Origin of the sequence: Enterovibrio qingdaonensis (genome assembly GCF_028683135.1) — a bacterium.
Taxonomy (GTDB): Bacteria; Pseudomonadota; Gammaproteobacteria; order Enterobacterales; family Vibrionaceae; genus Enterovibrio; species Enterovibrio qingdaonensis.
Window position 1 is genome coordinate 393,443 of sequence record NZ_JAJUBB010000003.1, and the last position, 16,892, is coordinate 410,334.

The window sequence follows — 16,892 nt, forward strand, 5'->3', positions numbered from 1 at the left end:
TCCGACCTCTGCCCTGTTTCATATGGAATTCAGATTGGTTGAATCGCTGAATCGCATCAAGGCTATTCATAAGAATTAGGAGGATTTTCAGGACAAGGGCGGGATTTTATCTAGTTTGGTTGGAACAAAGTGCCAAGTGGCATTAGAAAATAATGATACCGAATACAATACTGAAGCATGACAAAAGTAGTACCACATACACCGGTTAGTACGGAATTGAATACTTTTTGACAGTCCTCATAACAAAAAAGCCATCACTTTATGGATGGCTTTTCGTACTATTTTAGTTCTTCCTAAACTTTAAACGGTCGCTGGTGTTGGCTCTTGTGGTTTAGCGTCGTCCAAAGATTTTGCTCCTTCAGCACCGTGCATCCAATCAACCAATTTGCTTGAACACAGCACCAAGAGAACTCCAGCTACTGCAGCCGTTGCCGCGATACCACCAAAGATAGCTAATGGACCCGCATCACCTACATGACTACCGATCAGGCCAGCAACGTAGTTAGCTACTGCGTTCGCACAGAACCACGTACCCATCATCACTGACATCAAACGTAGCGGTGCCAGTTTGGTGATCAAAGACAGACCGATAGGAGACAAGCAAAGCTCACCCAGCGTATGGAAGAAATATGCGCCTACCAGCCACCACATGGAAGCTTTCACAGACATATCACCACCCTGCTGCATCGCCGCACCAACCATACAAACAAAGCCTAACGCCAAGAAACCCATTGCCATAGCGAATTTGATCGGTGAGCTCGGCTCATTGGCACCCAGTCGACGCCAGAATACCGCCAGCATTGGTGCAATCAAGATAATGAAGAACGGGTTCAATGATTGGAACCAAGCCGCTGGAATTTCAAACGCACCAATCATACGGTCTGTATACTCTTGCGAGTAAATATTCATCAGACCACCAGCTTGTTCAAAACCTGCCCAAAAGATGATCACAAACATGCTCATCACAACAATCACTTTTAGGCGATCGCGTTCAATTTTGGTCAGTGGTTGTTTTTCCAAAGAGCCTGACTCACGAAGTTGCTTTTTCGCCGCCGGCTCAATACCAATGCTGCCGAGATATTTGTTTGCAAATACCAACTGAATCACCAGCGACAACAACATACCGATGCCCGCACATAGGAAACCTGCTTTCCAGCCGTATTCCGTTGAAGCAGTACCCGCGATGATACCGGCAAGCAAAGAGCCTAGGTTGATACCCATATAGAAGATGGTAAACGCGCCGTCACGACGGTTATCACCTTCATTGTATAAATGACCAACCATGGTAGAAATATTCGGCTTAAACAGACCGTTACCAATGATTAGGAATGCAAGACCAACGTAGAAAGCGTGCAGTTCATAAGGGTCAATGATGCTGTTTGGCAGTGCCAGTGTAAACTGACCAATCGCCATCAATGCACCACCAATAATGATAGAGCGACGTTGACCTAGGAAATTATCGGCTAACCAACCACCCAGCACAGGTGTCAGATATACCAGACCGGTATAGATACCATAGAGATTCAGTGCATCTTGGGTCGTCCAACCAAGACCACCATTAATGGTTTTGTCTGTGAGATAAAGCACCAGAATGGCGCGCATTGCATAGAAGGAGAAACGTTCCCACAACTCTGTACCACAGAGCAGGAACAATCCGCGAGGATGACCAAGCCAAGTTGCCTGAGTGTTTGCATTCATGTTTGTCTATACCGCCTATTATTATTAGCCTGGCGGGGCAATATCGGGGCCTCCTTTCCTCTCTAGTCTCCGCCGCAGGCCGTACAGACTGCACCAAATCGACACTTGTCGCAAATAATAAATGAACAAAAACTTAAGATTTCATTGTTGATAAAAGCGATTAAGTCACACTAAAACGCAAAAACCGCAGAAATAACGTTTGAAATTCCTGCGGTTATCGAATGCAAAACAACCTAATATTTTTATGCTGTGATAGGTAAATCTGGTGCCACTTTTCTGTTTCTACACAGTAGAAGCCCTAATCCCGTCACAACCGCCATTGCCAATAGAATTGCACCCAATGAAAACTGATCATTGACACTCATTTTTGCGGCAATCAGTGTAAAGAAACCCGCAGCCATATTCTGAACGCCACCCAACACTGCTCCCGCTGTACCCGCATGGTGAGGGAATGGTGACAACGCCCCTGTTGTTGCCGAAGGAAACAAAATTCCGGCTCCGAGGAAATAAATAAACGCGCCGCCAATCAAGGTCTCTACGGTCACAATACCTTCGATACCCGGTACAAACACGACCAACGCACCGATGATCAAAACTAGCGTTCCAATAATCAGAGATTTCGCGCCGGTCATACGTTGTTCAATCACACTTGATAGCCAAGAACCTAACATGAAACCAGGCAGAGGTAAAACAAACAGCATACTTACTTTCGCTGCATTCAAACCCAGCGTACTACCAAGGATTACCCCAGCAGCCGCTTCAAATACCGCAATACCAGAAAAAACAGCAATCAAACAAATCAGGTAACCCTGAAATTGGCGGTTACTCATTACGTACTGGTAACGCTTTAATACAGAATCATTACGACGCTTTTCGACGGGTAGCGTTTCTTCGAAATAGAGCGACATGATGAGGTACACAACTGCCGCCAAGATAAGCAGAAATGCATAGCTCGCTTGCCAATTGATATAGGTACTCAGCACACCACCAATCACGGGAGCCGCTAATGGTGAAAAGATCAAACCTACGCTGACAAGGCTGTTTGCGCGGTGTAAACGGCTACCTTCGAAACAATCGCGCGTAAGTGTACGCGCCATGGCACCGCCACAACCGATACCCGCACCTTGAATAACGCTCGCCGCCAAAAATAGCGTAAAGGAGTTCGCGAACAGCGCAGCGATCGTGCCCACAAGGTAAATAGCTAGACCAATTAAGATAATTGGCTTACGTCCAAAACGATCAGACAACGGGCCATAAATAAACTGGGACAAACCATAAGGGATCAGGTAACAGGCCATCACGGCTTGCAGCAGAGCTGGAGATACGCTGAAGTCGTCCGCCATCAATGCCATTGACGGAACATACATGGTTTGAGTCATCTGTCCGACAGCAGCCAGAATGATGATCATTAGAAGGATTTTAGACAAAGGCGTTGTCGAGGACATCACCAACTCTCCCTAAGCAAGCAGTATTAGTTAAGTTTCTTTTATGCGAGGGAAAGAAGTAGAAACGGGCTCTAACGAAGAAAACAACGGATGATTTCATTCCCTCTTAGAATTTTTCGCAGATACTAGTGGCGAGAGCAAAGTTAAACAACATAAAAAACGTGTTTCATACACGATAAGAAATCATAGAAAGGATTAGTTTTTCTAATGCTTAAATTGAGAGCAAAAAGAAAGCACTCCTCTGAGTGCTTTCTATTCTTTATCAAAAGGTCTTAATGCACTATCGAAGTACTGCGTAAAGGCCCTTACAGAAAAGCCCAGCACGAATGCTGGGCTTTAAAAACTTTTTGAAACGCGAATTTTCAACTCAGACGAAGCTTGTGCTTTCCGTGAGAGATTTTCGCTTTCAGGTAAAGTTTGTTGCCGTCTTTAAGATGCGCTTCAGTACCTACAACCGCTTCAAGCTCAATACCGTGGTCTTGAATATCTTTGATTTTTTTCGGGTTGTTCGTAATCAGACGAATGGTTGTCACACCTAATGCTTTAAGCATATCTGCCGCATCTTCAAATGTGCGCAGATCATCAGCGAAACCTAGATGGTTGTTCGCTTCATACGTGTTCATTCCCTGACTTTGCAATTCATACGCATCCAATTTGTTGTAAAGGCCAATACCTCGACCTTCTTGACGCAAGTACAACAAAATACCGCCTTGCTCACCCATTTTCTGGATGGTTTCTTCTAACTGTTCGCCACAGTCACAACGGGATGAGTGAAAAACATCACCAGTGAGACATTCTGAGTGCATACGAACCAGGGGGGCACCCTGCTGTTTATCAGCGCATTGGAAGATGATTGCGACGTGCTCTTTATTTGAGGTCAAACCTTCGAATGACAGGATTTCAGCAGGAATCTGACTTCCCACTCCAACATTCAACGGGACTCTTGCTCTAATTTTTGCCATCGACTGTAATACTCTGTTATGTCGGCGTTAACCGAGGTGTACTGCCCTATACTACGACATCAATTTCAATAATTGTTATATTATAACAATTCAATCAATGTGGCGGGCAATCGTAACAGAAGTCCAGCACCACTGCCAATAACGAATCAACGAAGGCGTCTAACTACGGCAGCCGGATTCCCCGAAACAACGGCAAATGGCTCTACATCGCCTTCCACCACTGAGCCTGCATCAATTACGGCTCCCTCACCAATCGATACGCCAGCTTTGATGACACTGTTACCACCAATTACTACGTTGTTGCCAATAATTATAGGCAGCGAGATCTCGTTATCGCCATTTTGCTGTTCAAGCGGTAACAGGGCTTGGGTCGTTGTATACAACCCTACTGCCGGTCCAATCAGCACATTATTGCCGATTTCGATGTGTCCGCTGTCTATCACTGTGCAGTTTGGCCCAAACGCCACATTGTTACCTAGGTGCAGGTTCATGCCGTAGGTACAAGTAAACGGAGCTTCTACCACCACACCTTTCCCCCGCCGAGCAAACAATTTGGTAATCACCATATCCTGTTTGTCAGTATCCGCAGGATCGACTGCATTTAGCTGTTGGCAAAGCCTTCTGGATGCAAAGCGAAATTGCATCAACTCTGGGTCGACAGGGCTGTATGGTAGCCCCTGCTGCATCTTTTCAAATTCAGTCAAAAATTCGTCCCTGATTAAAATGTCTCTATTTGCCGACTGTCGAAAGCGTATTTAACGCAGATCCATATTGATTTAAAAATGCTCTACCCATTTCATGCCCTTGAAAATAATCCAATTTCAATTGAAATGACTTGCTCAACAATGCACTACTTTCAAGTGGTGCATCGGGCGCAATTTGCATCAGCAACGTTCTCGACGGCGGATTTGCCATAAACTCAATAGCATCATGATAGCTTTGATAGTGTTTCGTGAGCATGTTGAACATATCAGCGTTTACTCTGTGGCCGCTCATGGCCTGCAAACGATAGATAGATTCACCTCCAAACAACCACCTTCCACCATTCTTGTTAAGTTTATCTGGCACCATGTCTCTGAGTTTATGCCAAATAGGTTCTTGATGGCTTTCTTTATAGCGCGTTTTTAAGGATTGGACGTGATGCTGAACATGACCATGAAAATCCTGCAATTTTTCAAGGCGATCTTCCACATTAAAGCGTTCGTAATATTGGGGTAATCGCTGTTCCATGCGCGTTTTGAGATTATCGAGAAATGCGGAAGAATCTGTCATTTCCTCTTCAGCTTCTTCCTCCTCTACAGGCTCGGTACGTATAACAATGATGATATCGGCACCACGGTTATAAGCTTCTCTCGCTGGAATCGCGCCACTCACACCGCCATCGACAAAATGGTGATCACCAATTTGGACGCTTTCTGGATAGAGCAAAGGGATGGCACATGTTGCTTTCAACACGTCCATGTAGTTGTCTTCTAACAAATGGAAGTATTCAGGTTCAAGCGTGTGTGTATTGGTCACACACGCATAGGCACGCCGTTTTTGGAGGATAGACCGAGCGTTTTCCACACGAAGTCCACCAGGGTGATTAGGGCCTGCGGCTTCTAATGCCCAATCCAAATCCATAAATTGCTGGCGACGCACATACTTCATCAAATTGAAGAAACGGTCATGTGTTGTGTATTGGGTAATAAAACGAAACCCAAAGCCGCGCTGACGAGTGATATAAGAGGAAAGGTTTAGCGCACCAGCAGATGTGCCAATGTACAGCTCAAAGGGGTCGAATTGTGCCTCTAGAAATGCATCAATCACGCCTGCGGTAAACACGCCACGTTGCCCGCCACCTTGTGCGACCAATGCGACTCTCAGCTTTCGTGATTGCGTTTGGGAGAGATAAGGATGACGCTTGTATTGATCATCAAGCGTTAACGATGAACCTTTCTTTACATTGGAGCTCTGCACACCAACCTCTAAGAGAATGCCGTTCTATATTCAACACCATTCTACTCAAGGTCACTATTGCAGAGCCAACAGTTTGTGCAAAGAGATGTTACGAGTACACAATCGCGACGGTTGCAAAGGTGATGATACCCGCTAGGGCTGTAAACGCAGTGAATAAAGCAATTTTTAAGTTCGTATCCATTTTTAATGCCCTCGACCCACAAAATACAACATTGATGTTACATATACATAATGTAGAGCGCGGTGCGAATCAAGCAGTAACATTCACAATTTGAAACTATCTCCGCAATGCGTTCATCAGTATGTTTCAAATTGTGACTCAAAGCATAATGCCTATCATAGCAAGGCTTCATAGAATCATTTACTGGTAGAAAGAGTAAAAGATGGAGGAGGAAGTTGTCAGGAGTGACAGATTTATCAGCCTAGGTCGTTCAAAATAAACTCGCCGTTATCTCGCCTATTTACGCCTATAAACCCTATCAAACCCTCAGTTGAGCTTTACATGCATTTAACATTCAATTTATTTCGACATCTAAATATATGCAGTTTTTACTCATTATTATTTAATAAGTTAGAATGCACAAAAATATGTACTCATGGACACTTTCGCCAATAATGAGTGCTTTACGTCATCACTATTGGTTTATTTTTGACCACTTAACAATATATTCGAACCAAAACGCATTTTTGTACAATTTTGCGTCAGTTGACTCGTACAACCAAATTACTACTTTCTACCACCCAATATATTTTAACTAGCGTAATACACTATACATAAACTGTTTACATTTAGATTAATCCACTGAATGCCCATCATATAAAATCTTCCCCCTAACATCAGGATAAAGATAAGAGATTCTCGCTATTGATTTAGCTATAACCAACGCTTAATCTGCTAACAACCTTGCTGGCAGATGATTATATTGCACATTAGCAAGGGAACGATTCCAAACACAACATGGTTGAGCTAACGCCACAACACCCATGTGTCTAGGTGGCAGAAACACAATAAATACATACTGCCAACAATCTACGCACACCAACTCTCGTGAAGCGAAATGATGCGCTTTAATCGAGAACAATGATGGAACGGTGTTAGCGACAACAAGGAGAAGTTATGAAAAGAGAACAATGGGGCTCTCGTGCAGGTTTTGTCCTGGCGGCTGTAGGCTCCGCTATCGGTTTGGGGAACATCTGGCGTTTCCCATATATGGCATATGAAAACGGCGGCGGCGCATTTTTTATCCCTTACCTTTTTGCCATGCTGACCGCGGGTATTCCTTTTATGATCATGGAATTTGGCATGGGCCATAAATTCCGTGGTTCTGCGCCAGTTGTATTCTCAAAGCTCAACACCAAATATGAGTGGCTTGGCTGGTTCCAAGTGGGCATTGCCGCAACTATCGCTGTTTACTATGTAGCGGTTATTGGGTGGGCATTTTCTTACTTTGGTTTCTCGTTTACACAAAGCTGGGGCACGGACACTAACGCCTTTTTCTTTGGTGAGTACCTAAAACTGGGTGATAATTCGCCAAGCAACCTGGGCGGCATTCAATGGCACATTGCACTGCCACTCGCGCTAGCATGGGCGATCACCTTTGCCGCTGTATTTACTGGCGTTAAAGGCGGTATCGAACGCGCAAGCAAAATCATGATGCCGTTACTTTTCATCATGATTCTTCTTCTGATTGGTCGCGTTGCGTTCCTTCCGGGCGCAGTAGATGGCCTAAACTACCTGTTCACTCCGGACTTCAGTAAGCTGGGCGATGCGAAGGTATGGTCTGCGGCATACGGACAGATCTTCTTCACCCTGTCTGTTGGCTTTGCCATCATGTTGGCATACTCAAGCTACCTGCCATCAAAGTCAGACGTTAACAACAATGCGTGTATGACCGTTCTGATTAACTGTGGTTTCTCTATGATGGCCGGTGTACTGATCTTCTCTATCCTTGGCTACATGGCTCAGGAACAGGGTAAGGCAGTAACAGAAGTTGTGAGTGCGGGTGTAGGCCTTGCATTCGTAACGCTGCCACAAGCTATCAACTTGCTACCGGCACCTTATATCTTGGGCCCACTGCTGTTCTTGTCTTTGGCGGTTGCAGGTGTTAGCTCTCACATCTCGATCATTGAAGCGGTAACGTCTGCAATCATCGACAAGCTGAATGTTAGCCGTAAAGTTGCAGCGTCAGTTGTGTGTGGTGTTGGTCTTGTCGTTTCTATGGCGTTCGCAACCAACGGCGGCTTGTTGCTTCTTGACCTAGTTGACTACTTCATGAACAACGTTGCGCTTCTGGCTAGCTGTTTGGTTGAGTTGGTGATTATTGGTTGGCTGATCAAAACCTCTGATATCCGTGCACACGTCAACAGCGTGTCCGAATTCTCAGTCGGTATTTGGTTGGAAATCTGTGTACGTTTCCTAAGCCCACTTATGTTGGCGTGGATCGTTAGCACTAACCTGCTAAACACCTTCAAAAATGGATACGGCGGCTATGAACAAAGTGACCTGCTACTTCTGGGTTGGGGTGTCACTGCAGCATTGTTAATCGTCGGTATTGTTGTCAACGCAACATCACGTCCAGCGAAAGAAACTGCACAAGTTGAGGAGGCTAACGCATGACAACAGGCGCAATCATCATGATGCTGATAGGTTTTGGCATCACTTGGGGCGGAGCGGCTTGGTGTATCAGCCGAGCAATTAAAGCCAGCAAGTAAACATCGAATGGAAGCCCCGGTCAAACCGGGGCTTTTTTTTGCTGGCTAAATCACCGAACTCGCCTGTTTTTGACATCCGTTAAGCAAATTCCCCCCTTCGCGCTAGCACTGCTCTTTATTCTCAAAGATAATATGGCAATTACCGAAAAGAATAAGAGGAATGCGCCGCATGCTAAATCAGAAGCGGATTTTAGTGGTTGATGATGATTTAGAGATCCGTGAGTTGCTTCAGGAGTACCTCTCCAAAGCAGGTTACGACGTAACGACGGCGCAAAATGGGTTAGAAATGAAAGCCAAGCTGGCGGTTCAGTACCCTGATCTTATTCTTTTAGACATTATGCTACCCGGCGACGATGGCTTTACCCTGTGTAAGTATGTCCGTCAGGATTCCAGCGTACCTATCATCATGTTGACCGCGGTGTCGGATGAAACGGACCAAATCATCGGTCTTGAACTCGGTGCCGATGACTATATTGCGAAACCATTCAGCCCTCGCCAATTGGTTGCACGCATTCGTGCCCTGCTCCGTCGCACGCAACAACTGCAAGAAACAACCATGTCTAAGCCGAAAGCCATTCGTTTCGCACAGTGGCGTTTAGACCCTGTTACACAGCGATTGAATCATCAAGTAACTGGACAGGAAGTCGAAATGACGTCTGCTGACTTTGCTTTATTGATGCTGTTCCTAGAAAACCCACAGACTTTATTGGATCGAAACGCGATATCTAACGCCATTCGTGGGCGCGACGCGCAGCCTCAAGAACGTGGCATTGATGTGCAGCTAAGTCGACTTCGACAACGTCTAAAAGACAACGGAAAGCAATCAACCATTATCAAGACGGTGCGTGGAAACGGATATATGTTCGTTGCAGAGATTACGTATGAATCTTAATCTCAAACGCTACTTTTGGCCTCGTTCTCTCTTATCGAGAACGCTGCTGTTAACCGTGCTTTCCGTCATCCTCGCTCAAGGGGTTGCTAGTTTTTTCTGGTATACCCAATCCAAAGAGCGTGAAATAGAAGGTCTTCGCGCGGCATCGGAGAGCATGGCGGAAATGTTTGCCTCGACAACCGCATTTTTTCAATCTCTCCCGGTTGAATACCGCCATATCGCACTAGACCAACTGCGTAATATGGGCGGCGCACGGTTCTTTGTTTCTTTTAATGCAGAAGAAATCAAGATTGATCCCATTCCAGAAAATGCCGCAAAGAAAGAAGCTATATCAGCGATTAAGCAAGTGCTGGAGAAGAAGCTACCGAACGTAAAAAACGTTTTCGTCGAGTTTTCTCAACCCGAAACACTGCGCGTATTAAACAACAACTTATTACTCTCTGACCTGCCAAAATCATGGGCACACCACACCCTGAGCATGGAGCCGCTCAACCCGCCAATCCTCGTTGTCCAAATTGAGCTGGCAAAGAAGCAATGGGTATACCTTGCTGCGGTATTACCCGCGCCTTACGTGACGTTGAATAATGAAATCGTCAATGCCGACCAATTGGTATTCTTGATCGCAATCACTACCCTACTTCTTGGTTTCACTTACATGCTTATCCGAAACCAAACGCGACCACTCAAACGGCTAGCAATGGCAGCCAATAAGTTAAGTACGGACATTGAACAACCCGAACTCGTCGAAGAAGGTGCTGCCGAGATCACCACCGTAACCCGGGCGTTTAACCTGATGCAAAAGCGTTTACAACGGTATATGCATGATCGTGAAAAACTGTTCGGTTCAATTTCTCATGACCTGAAAACGCCAATCACGCGATTACGCCTGCGTGCAGAGCTCATCGATGACGAAGTGCAAGCCGCCAAAATTAACAAAGATCTCGATGAATTAGAGATCATGGTGAAAGGTGCACTGCAAACCGTAAAAGACACTGATATACATGAGAATGTTGAGCAGCTTGACGTACTTCAGATCATTAACAGCATTGCTGAAGTGCACAATCAAGGGCGTGAACGCGTGTTTATTTCTGGTGAACAAAAACAACCATTTTCTTGCAAACCCTTGGCATTTAAACGCTGCTTAACCAACTTGGTAGATAACGGCGTTAAGTATGGTGAAGAAGTCACGGTATACATTCATGATAGTGACAAGTCATTGGACATCACACTGATAGACAATGGCCCAGGTATCCCAGATGAGTACCTGAAAAAGGTCTTTGACCCTTACTTCCGCTTGCACACGGATTTACACGGTACAGGGCTTGGCCTTGGTATCGCAAAAAACATCATTCGGGCACATGGCGGAGAGATTATTCTGTCAAACCGCCACAATGGTGGCTTACAAATTGACATAGCATTCCCCAAGGTATAGCGATGAAACTTAGAACATTTCTTCTGTCGCTAAGCATTGCACTTCCTGTTTTTGCTTCAGATAACCAAGAACTTGAGGTTCTTCACTGGTGGACGAGTGGCGGTGAAGCTGCTGCCGTCGACTCACTTAAACAAAAAATGAAAGAAGAAGGCCGCCCCTGGAAAGACTTTGCCGTAGCAGGTCTCGCTGGCGAAAGTGCAACTAACACGCTGCGCATCCGTGCCCTTTCTGGTAATCCACCCGACGTAGCCCAGATTAAAGGGCCAGAGATACAAGAATGGGGAAAAGCAGGTTTCCTTACTAACCTGGACGACATTGCCCTCGAACAGCAATGGAGTCGCCTTGTCCCCACCCGTGTGGCGGACTACTTGAAAGTCAACGATCACTATGTCGCTGTTCCTTTCAACATTCACCGTGTCAACTGGCTGTGGGCAAACCCTGAAATATTCATTAAGTCGGGTGCGAAGCTGCCTGAAACGCTGGATGATTTTTTTGTCGCTGCCGACAAAATCAAAACGGCAGGCTACATCCCTCTCGCACTAGGTAACGAGCCTTGGCAAGAAACAACCTTGTTTGAATCAATCGCACTAGCAGTGATGGGTTCCGACCAGTTCCGACAAGCATTTATTGAAGGCAACTCAGACGCCTTGTCCAGCGACAAACTCCGAGAATCACTCGAGATATTCCGCCGTATGAAACAGTACACGGATGCAGACGCACCCGGCCGGAATTGGAGTGATACCACGGCGTTAGTTATTGAAGGCAAAGCAGCAATGCAAATGATGGGAGACTGGGCGAAGGGTGAATTCATTGCCGCGAATAAACAAGAAGGCAAAGACTATGTATGCATCCCTGCACCAGGAACTGCTAACCAATTCTCATTTAACGTAGATAGCTTCGTCTTCTTTAAAAACGGCGACCCGGAAACGATTAAGTCGCAAAAAGCCTTGGCTACCTTAATTCTAGAGCCTGAATTTCAAAAAGAATTTAACCTTACGAAGGGCTCTATCCCAGTGCGGATAGACATGGATATGCAAGGCTTTGATGGCTGTGCGAAACAATCTATGGAAGCCTTTTTACGTACTGCAGCCACTGACAACTTGGTTGCTAGCCTCTCTCACAATATGGCGATTGGCCGCGCGTCTCAAATTGCATTGTTCGATGTTATTTCTCGTTTTTTTGAAAACGAGGATGTCGACATTAACGACACCATGCGCCACATTCGTGCCGCCGTTCTGGCAGACAAACTTTAACGCTAACTCCATGTGAGGAAATTGCTAGCCTGTTCACAGTTCGGGCAATTTCCTCTCTTTCTTCATCTCGTTGTCCCATCAAGCATCTAGCTTTTAAGAAACCGTCCTTTGTCCGCGAAATTGTCCACTTCGTGATCTGTGCACATAACACTTTCCCCGATATCGATGTTATAACAAAAATGTAACATAACGCTCATATTAACACCCTATAGTGCTCACTCGAACATAGCTATGTTCGTTAGAAACTATCCACATCACATTATAAAAGCAGGTTAACAAGGAGTTATCTATGAAGCTGGGCAACGTAGCTTTACTTACTTCCCTCTCTCTGGCGTTTTCTGGGCAAGCTCTCTCTGCTACCGAAATTGAATGGTGGCATGCAATGGGCGGTAACTTGGGAGAAAAAGTAAATGAAATCGCAGACAAGTTTAATGCCAGCCAGAATGAGTTTGTCGTCAAACCTGTTTATAAAGGCAACTATACCGAAACAATGACTGGGGCTGTTGCCGCGTTCCGTGCGAAACAACAACCTGAAATTGTGCAGGTATTTGAAGTCGGTACAGCGACCATGATGTCGGCGAAAGGCGCGATTTACCCCGTCTATGAACTCATGGCCGACACTAAAACAACATTCAATCCAAAGGACTACCTTGCCTCTGTGACGGGTTACTACACCGACAGCGATGGCAATATGCTTTCGATGCCCTTCAACAGCTCAACGCCAGTGCTGTATTACAACAAAGACCTGCTGAAAAAAGCAGGTGTTGAGCCACCTAAAACCTGGGAAGAAATGGGCCCTGTTGCCGAGAAACTCAAAGCGAACGGTGTGAAATGTGGCTTTACCACGGGCTGGCAATCTTGGACACAAATTGAGAATTTCGGTGCCCGTCATAACGCCCCTATTGCAACGGCAAATAATGGCTTTGATAGCTCTGATGCAAAACTGAAGATCAACGACAAGATCTTTGTGGATCACATCAACCAGCTTGCTGAATGGCAGAAAGATGGCGCCTTTAAATATGGTGGTCGCCGTTCTGACAGTGCGCCGCTTTTCTATAGCGGTGAATGTGCCATGTACATCAACTCATCAGCGTCTTATGCCGGAATCAAAGACAACGTTAAAGACTTCGATTTTGGCGTAGCACAACTGCCTTACTGGTCTTCTAAAATCAAGCAGCCTCAAAACTCCATTATCGGTGGCGCAACACTGTGGGTTCTACAAGGCCACGACAAGAAAGACTATGAAGGCGTTGCTGAGTTCTTCAAATTCCTGTCAGGTCAGGAAATTCAAGCAGATTGGCACCAATTCACTGGCTACTTGCCAATCACTTACGCCGCATATGATTTGAGTAAAGAGCAAGGCTTCTACAACAAAAATCCTGGCACGGATGTGGCTATCACACAGATGACCTCTGTCGAACCAACGCCAGCATCAAAAGGGATCCGCTTGGGTAACTTTGTTCAAATCCGCGACGTGATCAATGAAGAATTGGAGAACGTTTGGGCAGGTAAAGCCAGTGCTCAAGATGCACTAAACAAAGCCACAGAGCGTGGAAATGCCCTACTGGCTAAGTTTGCGAAAGCGAACAACTAAGCAATAAGCACGAGGGGCTTAGGCCCCTTTACCTCTTCCCGTATCTGCAGGTTGTTATGGATAACAAACCCGTCTTTCATAATGTTTGGCTCCCTGTGTTGCTACTTGCTCCGCAGCTCATCATTACGTTTATTTTCTTTTTATGGCCCGCTGGGCAAGCAGTATGGCAGTCCGCACTCCTTGAAGACCCGTTCGGTTTAAGCTCCGAATTTGTGGGATTAGATAACTTCTTCGAACTGCTCCAAGACAGCACCTACTTTTCCACATTCGGCACCACCCTCTTCTTTAGTTTTGCTGTTGCTGGATTGGCACTTTGCGTTTCGCTCTTACTTGCAGTGATGGCAGATCACGCAATAAAAGGGGCAACCGCCTACAAAACATTGTTGATTTGGCCTTACGCCGTCGCGCCTGCGGTTGCGGGTGTGCTTTGGCTATTTATGTTTAACCCAACAGTGGGTGTATTGGCGCATGGTATGGCGGCTCTCGGTATTGGATGGAATCCTTTTATTAACAGCGGTGACGCTATGTTTATGGTGATCGTGGCCGCCACATGGAAGCAAATCAGTTATAACTTTTTGTTCTTCTTAGCCGGTCTGCAATCCATCCCTCGTTCACTGATAGAAGCCGCTGCCATTGATGGAGCTGGCCCTGTGAAACGCTTTTTCACCATCATATTCCCGCTGCTGTCGCCCACGTCCTTCTTCTTGCTCGTGGTGAATTTGGTGTACGCCTTCTTTGATACCTTTGGCGTTATCCATGCCATGACACAAGGCGGCCCCGGCGATTCAACCACAACGCTGGTGTACAAAGTCTATGCCGATGGTTTTGTTGGGCTGAACTTGGGCTCATCGGCGGCGCAATCAGTACTGCTGATGTTTTTGGTAGGCGCACTGACTGTGGTGCAATTTAAATACGTTGAGAAGAAGGTAGCTTACTGATGGTAGAAAGACGCCCACTACTGACCTTGTTCAGTCATCTCATCTTGATACTTGGCGTTTTGGCCGTTGCATTGCCCGTTTGGCTCGCGTTGACGGCAGCAACACATGACAGTCGAGAATTTGTCAGTGGCATGACGCCGCTTTGGTTTGGCGACAAAGGGTTTGATGTCTTCAGAGAAGTCCTTGTCGAAGGTACCTCGCGTGAGCTAAACATCAGCGTGGCAGGCATGCTTTGGAACTCTACGCTCATGGCATTGGGGATTGCGTTCGGCAAGTTGTCGATCTCTATCCTTTCTGCTTACGCCGTGGTGTATTTCCGCTTCCCCGGAAGAATGTTGGCATTTTGGGTAATATTCATGACCCTAATGCTGCCTGTCGAAGTGCGCATTATGCCAACGTTCCAAGTCATTGCTGATTTAAGCATGCTCAACACCATGTCGGGGTTAACCATACCCTTGATAGCCAGTGCGACCGCCACTTTTTTGTTTCGGCAGTTTTTCCTTACTGTACCCGGAGAGTTGCTGGAAGCGGCACGCATTGATGGTGCAGGACCGGTGAAATTCTTCTTCGATATTCTGCTTCCTTTGTCTCGCACGAATATCGCGGCCTTGTTTGTCATCACCTTTATTTACGGCTGGAACCAATACCTATGGCCTTTGCTCATCACCACAGATGACAACTACTACACCATCGTAATGAGCATTCAACGGATGCTTGCCGTTGGCGACGGAGAAGTTCAGTGGAACAAAGTGATGGCAACAACCCTTCTGGCCATGATTCCGCCAGTGTTAGTGGTATTAGGCATGCAAAGACTTTTCGTAAAAGGCCTTGTTGAGACAGAAAAATAGAATACGTGAGAGAAGCTCTTTCACACAGAGGACGCGTGAATGGCAACAATGACACTAGAACAAATTAAGAAAGTCTACCCTAATGGATTCAAGGCGATACACGGAGTAGATCTCGATATAAACGACGGCGAAATGATTGTACTCGTTGGCCCCAGTGGGTGCGGGAAATCCACCCTTCTCCGCATGATTGCGGGGCTGGAAACCATCAGTGATGGAACGCTTAGCATCGGGGGCGATCGCGTAAATGAAAGAGAGCCGGGCGAGCGAGACATTGCCATGGTCTTTCAAAACTATGCGCTATACCCCCACATGTCTGTGTTCAATAACATGGCTTATGGCCTGAAAAATCGTGGCGTACCTAAAGCCGACATTGAAACGACGGTTACCGAAGTGGCTAAAATGCTCGAGCTCGACCATCTCCTGCACCGCAGACCGTCACAACTATCAGGCGGTCAAAGGCAACGTGTCGCCATGGGTCGAGCCATTGTGCGTCGACCCAAAGCGTTCTTGTTTGACGAGCCGCTCTCCAACCTTGATGCGAAACTTCGCGTTCAGATGCGACTCGAAATAAAGAAACTACAACGCACGTTGAACACGACATCCATTTACGTCACGCACGATCAGGTAGAAGCCATGACGCTGGCCGATCGATTGGTTGTACTAAATGGCGGTGATGTCGAGCAAGTTGGCACACCTTTAGAGGTCTACGATCGCCCTGCTTCGTTGTTTGTCGCCACGTTTATTGGAAGCCCTTCGATGAATATTCTTCCAGTCTCGATAGAAGATGGCTTCCTCAAACTGGAAAATGACAACGTACTCGGACAAACACATATCGCAGACAGGCAGGCTTATGTAGGCCTTCGCCCAGAACACCTCCAGATATCAGAGACACCCGAAACACAGCTACTTTCGATGGACGTCACTCTGACTGAATCACTGGGCGCAGATCTCTTGGTGTATGGCACCCTATCTGGAACCTCGATCACCATGACGCTGAGGCTTGAAGGTCATGTGGTCGTTGAAGATGGTGCGACACTGCCACTGACGATCGAAAACCACAATATCCACCTCTTTGACAGAGAAACTGAAAAGCGTATCGAGCTTTAAACAAAACACTCGTTACGCATACTGTTGACCTAATATTTACAGCCCACACTTC

Annotated in this window: 15 protein-coding genes; 9 read left to right on the forward strand and 6 right to left on the reverse strand. The window is 46.3% G+C overall.

The features are described from left to right. Positions 1-300 precede the first annotated feature (300 nt). The 6 genes from LRP49_RS06620 to cydH all read right to left on the reverse strand — a co-directional run bounded on the left by LRP49_RS06620 (position 301) and on the right by cydH (position 6,245). Positions 301-1,698, reverse strand: coding sequence for a peptide MFS transporter (locus LRP49_RS06620; protein WP_274141090.1), 1,398 nt, complete (start codon positions 1,696-1,698; stop codon positions 301-303). 242 nt (positions 1,699-1,940) lie between these two features. Beyond that, a complete protein-coding gene (gene emrD / locus LRP49_RS06625; RefSeq protein WP_274141093.1) occupies positions 1,941-3,143 on the reverse strand; it encodes a multidrug efflux MFS transporter EmrD in 1,203 nt (400 codons plus the stop codon). Between the two features lie 362 nt (positions 3,144-3,505). Then, positions 3,506-4,105: a GTP cyclohydrolase II gene (locus LRP49_RS06630; protein WP_274141095.1), complete on the reverse strand. Its 600-nt coding sequence runs from the start codon at positions 4,103-4,105 to the stop codon at positions 3,506-3,508. Positions 4,106-4,251: 146 nt separating this feature from the next. Continuing rightward, positions 4,252-4,809, reverse strand: coding sequence for a sugar O-acetyltransferase (locus LRP49_RS06635; protein WP_274141097.1), 558 nt, complete (start codon positions 4,807-4,809; stop codon positions 4,252-4,254). Between the two features lie 25 nt (positions 4,810-4,834). Further along, positions 4,835-6,064, reverse strand: coding sequence for a patatin-like phospholipase family protein (locus tag LRP49_RS06640; RefSeq protein WP_274141098.1), 1,230 nt, complete (start codon positions 6,062-6,064; stop codon positions 4,835-4,837). A gap of 88 nt (positions 6,065-6,152) precedes the next feature. Further along, a complete protein-coding gene (cydH, locus tag LRP49_RS06645) occupies positions 6,153-6,245 on the reverse strand; it encodes a cytochrome bd-I oxidase subunit CydH (RefSeq protein ID WP_274141100.1) in 93 nt (30 codons plus the stop codon). A 936-nt stretch (positions 6,246-7,181) separates the two neighbouring features. On the opposite strand from cydH, the gene LRP49_RS06650 reads away from it, so the two are divergent. From LRP49_RS06650 to LRP49_RS06690, 9 genes are all read left to right on the forward strand, one after another. Then, positions 7,182-8,681, forward strand: a complete 1,500-nt coding sequence (locus tag LRP49_RS06650; protein ID WP_274141102.1) for a sodium-dependent transporter — start codon at positions 7,182-7,184, stop codon at positions 8,679-8,681. Next, a complete protein-coding gene (locus LRP49_RS06655) occupies positions 8,678-8,776 on the forward strand; it encodes a MetS family NSS transporter small subunit (protein ID WP_157490740.1) in 99 nt (32 codons plus the stop codon). Before LRP49_RS06650 ends, LRP49_RS06655 begins: the two co-directional genes overlap by 4 nt. A gap of 169 nt (positions 8,777-8,945) precedes the next feature. After that, positions 8,946-9,668, forward strand: coding sequence for a response regulator transcription factor (locus LRP49_RS06660; RefSeq protein ID WP_274141103.1), 723 nt, complete (start codon positions 8,946-8,948; stop codon positions 9,666-9,668). After that, complete coding sequence (locus LRP49_RS06665; protein ID WP_274141104.1) at positions 9,658-11,100, forward strand: ATP-binding protein; 1,443 nt, start codon at positions 9,658-9,660, stop codon at positions 11,098-11,100. Before LRP49_RS06660 ends, LRP49_RS06665 begins: the two co-directional genes overlap by 11 nt. A 2-nt stretch (positions 11,101-11,102) precedes the next feature. Then, positions 11,103-12,353 (forward strand): ABC transporter substrate-binding protein, encoded by a 1,251-nt coding sequence (locus tag LRP49_RS06670; RefSeq protein ID WP_274141105.1) that lies wholly within the window; start codon positions 11,103-11,105, stop codon positions 12,351-12,353. Between the two features lie 289 nt (positions 12,354-12,642). Next, a complete protein-coding gene (gene ugpB, locus LRP49_RS06675) occupies positions 12,643-13,947 on the forward strand; it encodes a sn-glycerol-3-phosphate ABC transporter substrate-binding protein UgpB (RefSeq protein WP_274141107.1) in 1,305 nt (434 codons plus the stop codon). 56 nt (positions 13,948-14,003) lie between these two features. Then, positions 14,004-14,885, forward strand: coding sequence for a sn-glycerol-3-phosphate ABC transporter permease UgpA (ugpA, locus tag LRP49_RS06680; RefSeq protein WP_274141109.1), 882 nt, complete (start codon positions 14,004-14,006; stop codon positions 14,883-14,885). Beyond that, positions 14,885-15,733: a sn-glycerol-3-phosphate ABC transporter permease UgpE gene (gene ugpE / locus LRP49_RS06685; RefSeq protein WP_274141111.1), complete on the forward strand. Its 849-nt coding sequence runs from the start codon at positions 14,885-14,887 to the stop codon at positions 15,731-15,733. Before ugpA ends, ugpE begins: the two co-directional genes overlap by 1 nt. Positions 15,734-15,772: 39 nt before the next feature. After that, positions 15,773-16,840, forward strand: coding sequence for a sn-glycerol-3-phosphate import ATP-binding protein UgpC (locus tag LRP49_RS06690; RefSeq protein ID WP_274141113.1), 1,068 nt, complete (start codon positions 15,773-15,775; stop codon positions 16,838-16,840). Positions 16,841-16,892: the final 52 nt, after the last annotated feature.

What these genes read in the sequence shown, in the direction of transcription:
- LRP49_RS06660 (WP_274141103.1), top strand. Translation starts at nt 8,946, where the DNA reads ATGCTAAATCAGAAGCGGATTTTAGTGGTTGATGATGATTTAGAGATC.
- LRP49_RS06670 (WP_274141105.1), top strand. Translation starts at nt 11,103, where the DNA reads ATGAAACTTAGAACATTTCTTCTGTCGCTAAGCATTGCACTTCCTGTT.
- LRP49_RS06655 (WP_157490740.1), top strand. Translation starts at nt 8,678, where the DNA reads ATGACAACAGGCGCAATCATCATGATGCTGATAGGTTTTGGCATCACT.
- LRP49_RS06650 (WP_274141102.1), top strand. Translation starts at nt 7,182, where the DNA reads ATGAAAAGAGAACAATGGGGCTCTCGTGCAGGTTTTGTCCTGGCGGCT.
- cydH (WP_274141100.1), bottom strand. Translation starts at nt 6,245, where the DNA reads ATGGATACGAACTTAAAAATTGCTTTATTCACTGCGTTTACAGCCCTA.
- ugpB (WP_274141107.1), top strand. Translation starts at nt 12,643, where the DNA reads ATGAAGCTGGGCAACGTAGCTTTACTTACTTCCCTCTCTCTGGCGTTT.
- LRP49_RS06690 (WP_274141113.1), top strand. Translation starts at nt 15,773, where the DNA reads ATGGCAACAATGACACTAGAACAAATTAAGAAAGTCTACCCTAATGGA.
- LRP49_RS06665 (WP_274141104.1), top strand. Translation starts at nt 9,658, where the DNA reads ATGAATCTTAATCTCAAACGCTACTTTTGGCCTCGTTCTCTCTTATCG.
- LRP49_RS06620 (WP_274141090.1), bottom strand. Translation starts at nt 1,698, where the DNA reads ATGAATGCAAACACTCAGGCAACTTGGCTTGGTCATCCTCGCGGATTG.
- ugpA (WP_274141109.1), top strand. Translation starts at nt 14,004, where the DNA reads ATGGATAACAAACCCGTCTTTCATAATGTTTGGCTCCCTGTGTTGCTA.
- emrD (WP_274141093.1), bottom strand. Translation starts at nt 3,143, where the DNA reads ATGTCCTCGACAACGCCTTTGTCTAAAATCCTTCTAATGATCATCATT.
- ugpE (WP_274141111.1), top strand. Translation starts at nt 14,885, where the DNA reads ATGGTAGAAAGACGCCCACTACTGACCTTGTTCAGTCATCTCATCTTG.
- LRP49_RS06630 (WP_274141095.1), bottom strand. Translation starts at nt 4,105, where the DNA reads ATGGCAAAAATTAGAGCAAGAGTCCCGTTGAATGTTGGAGTGGGAAGT.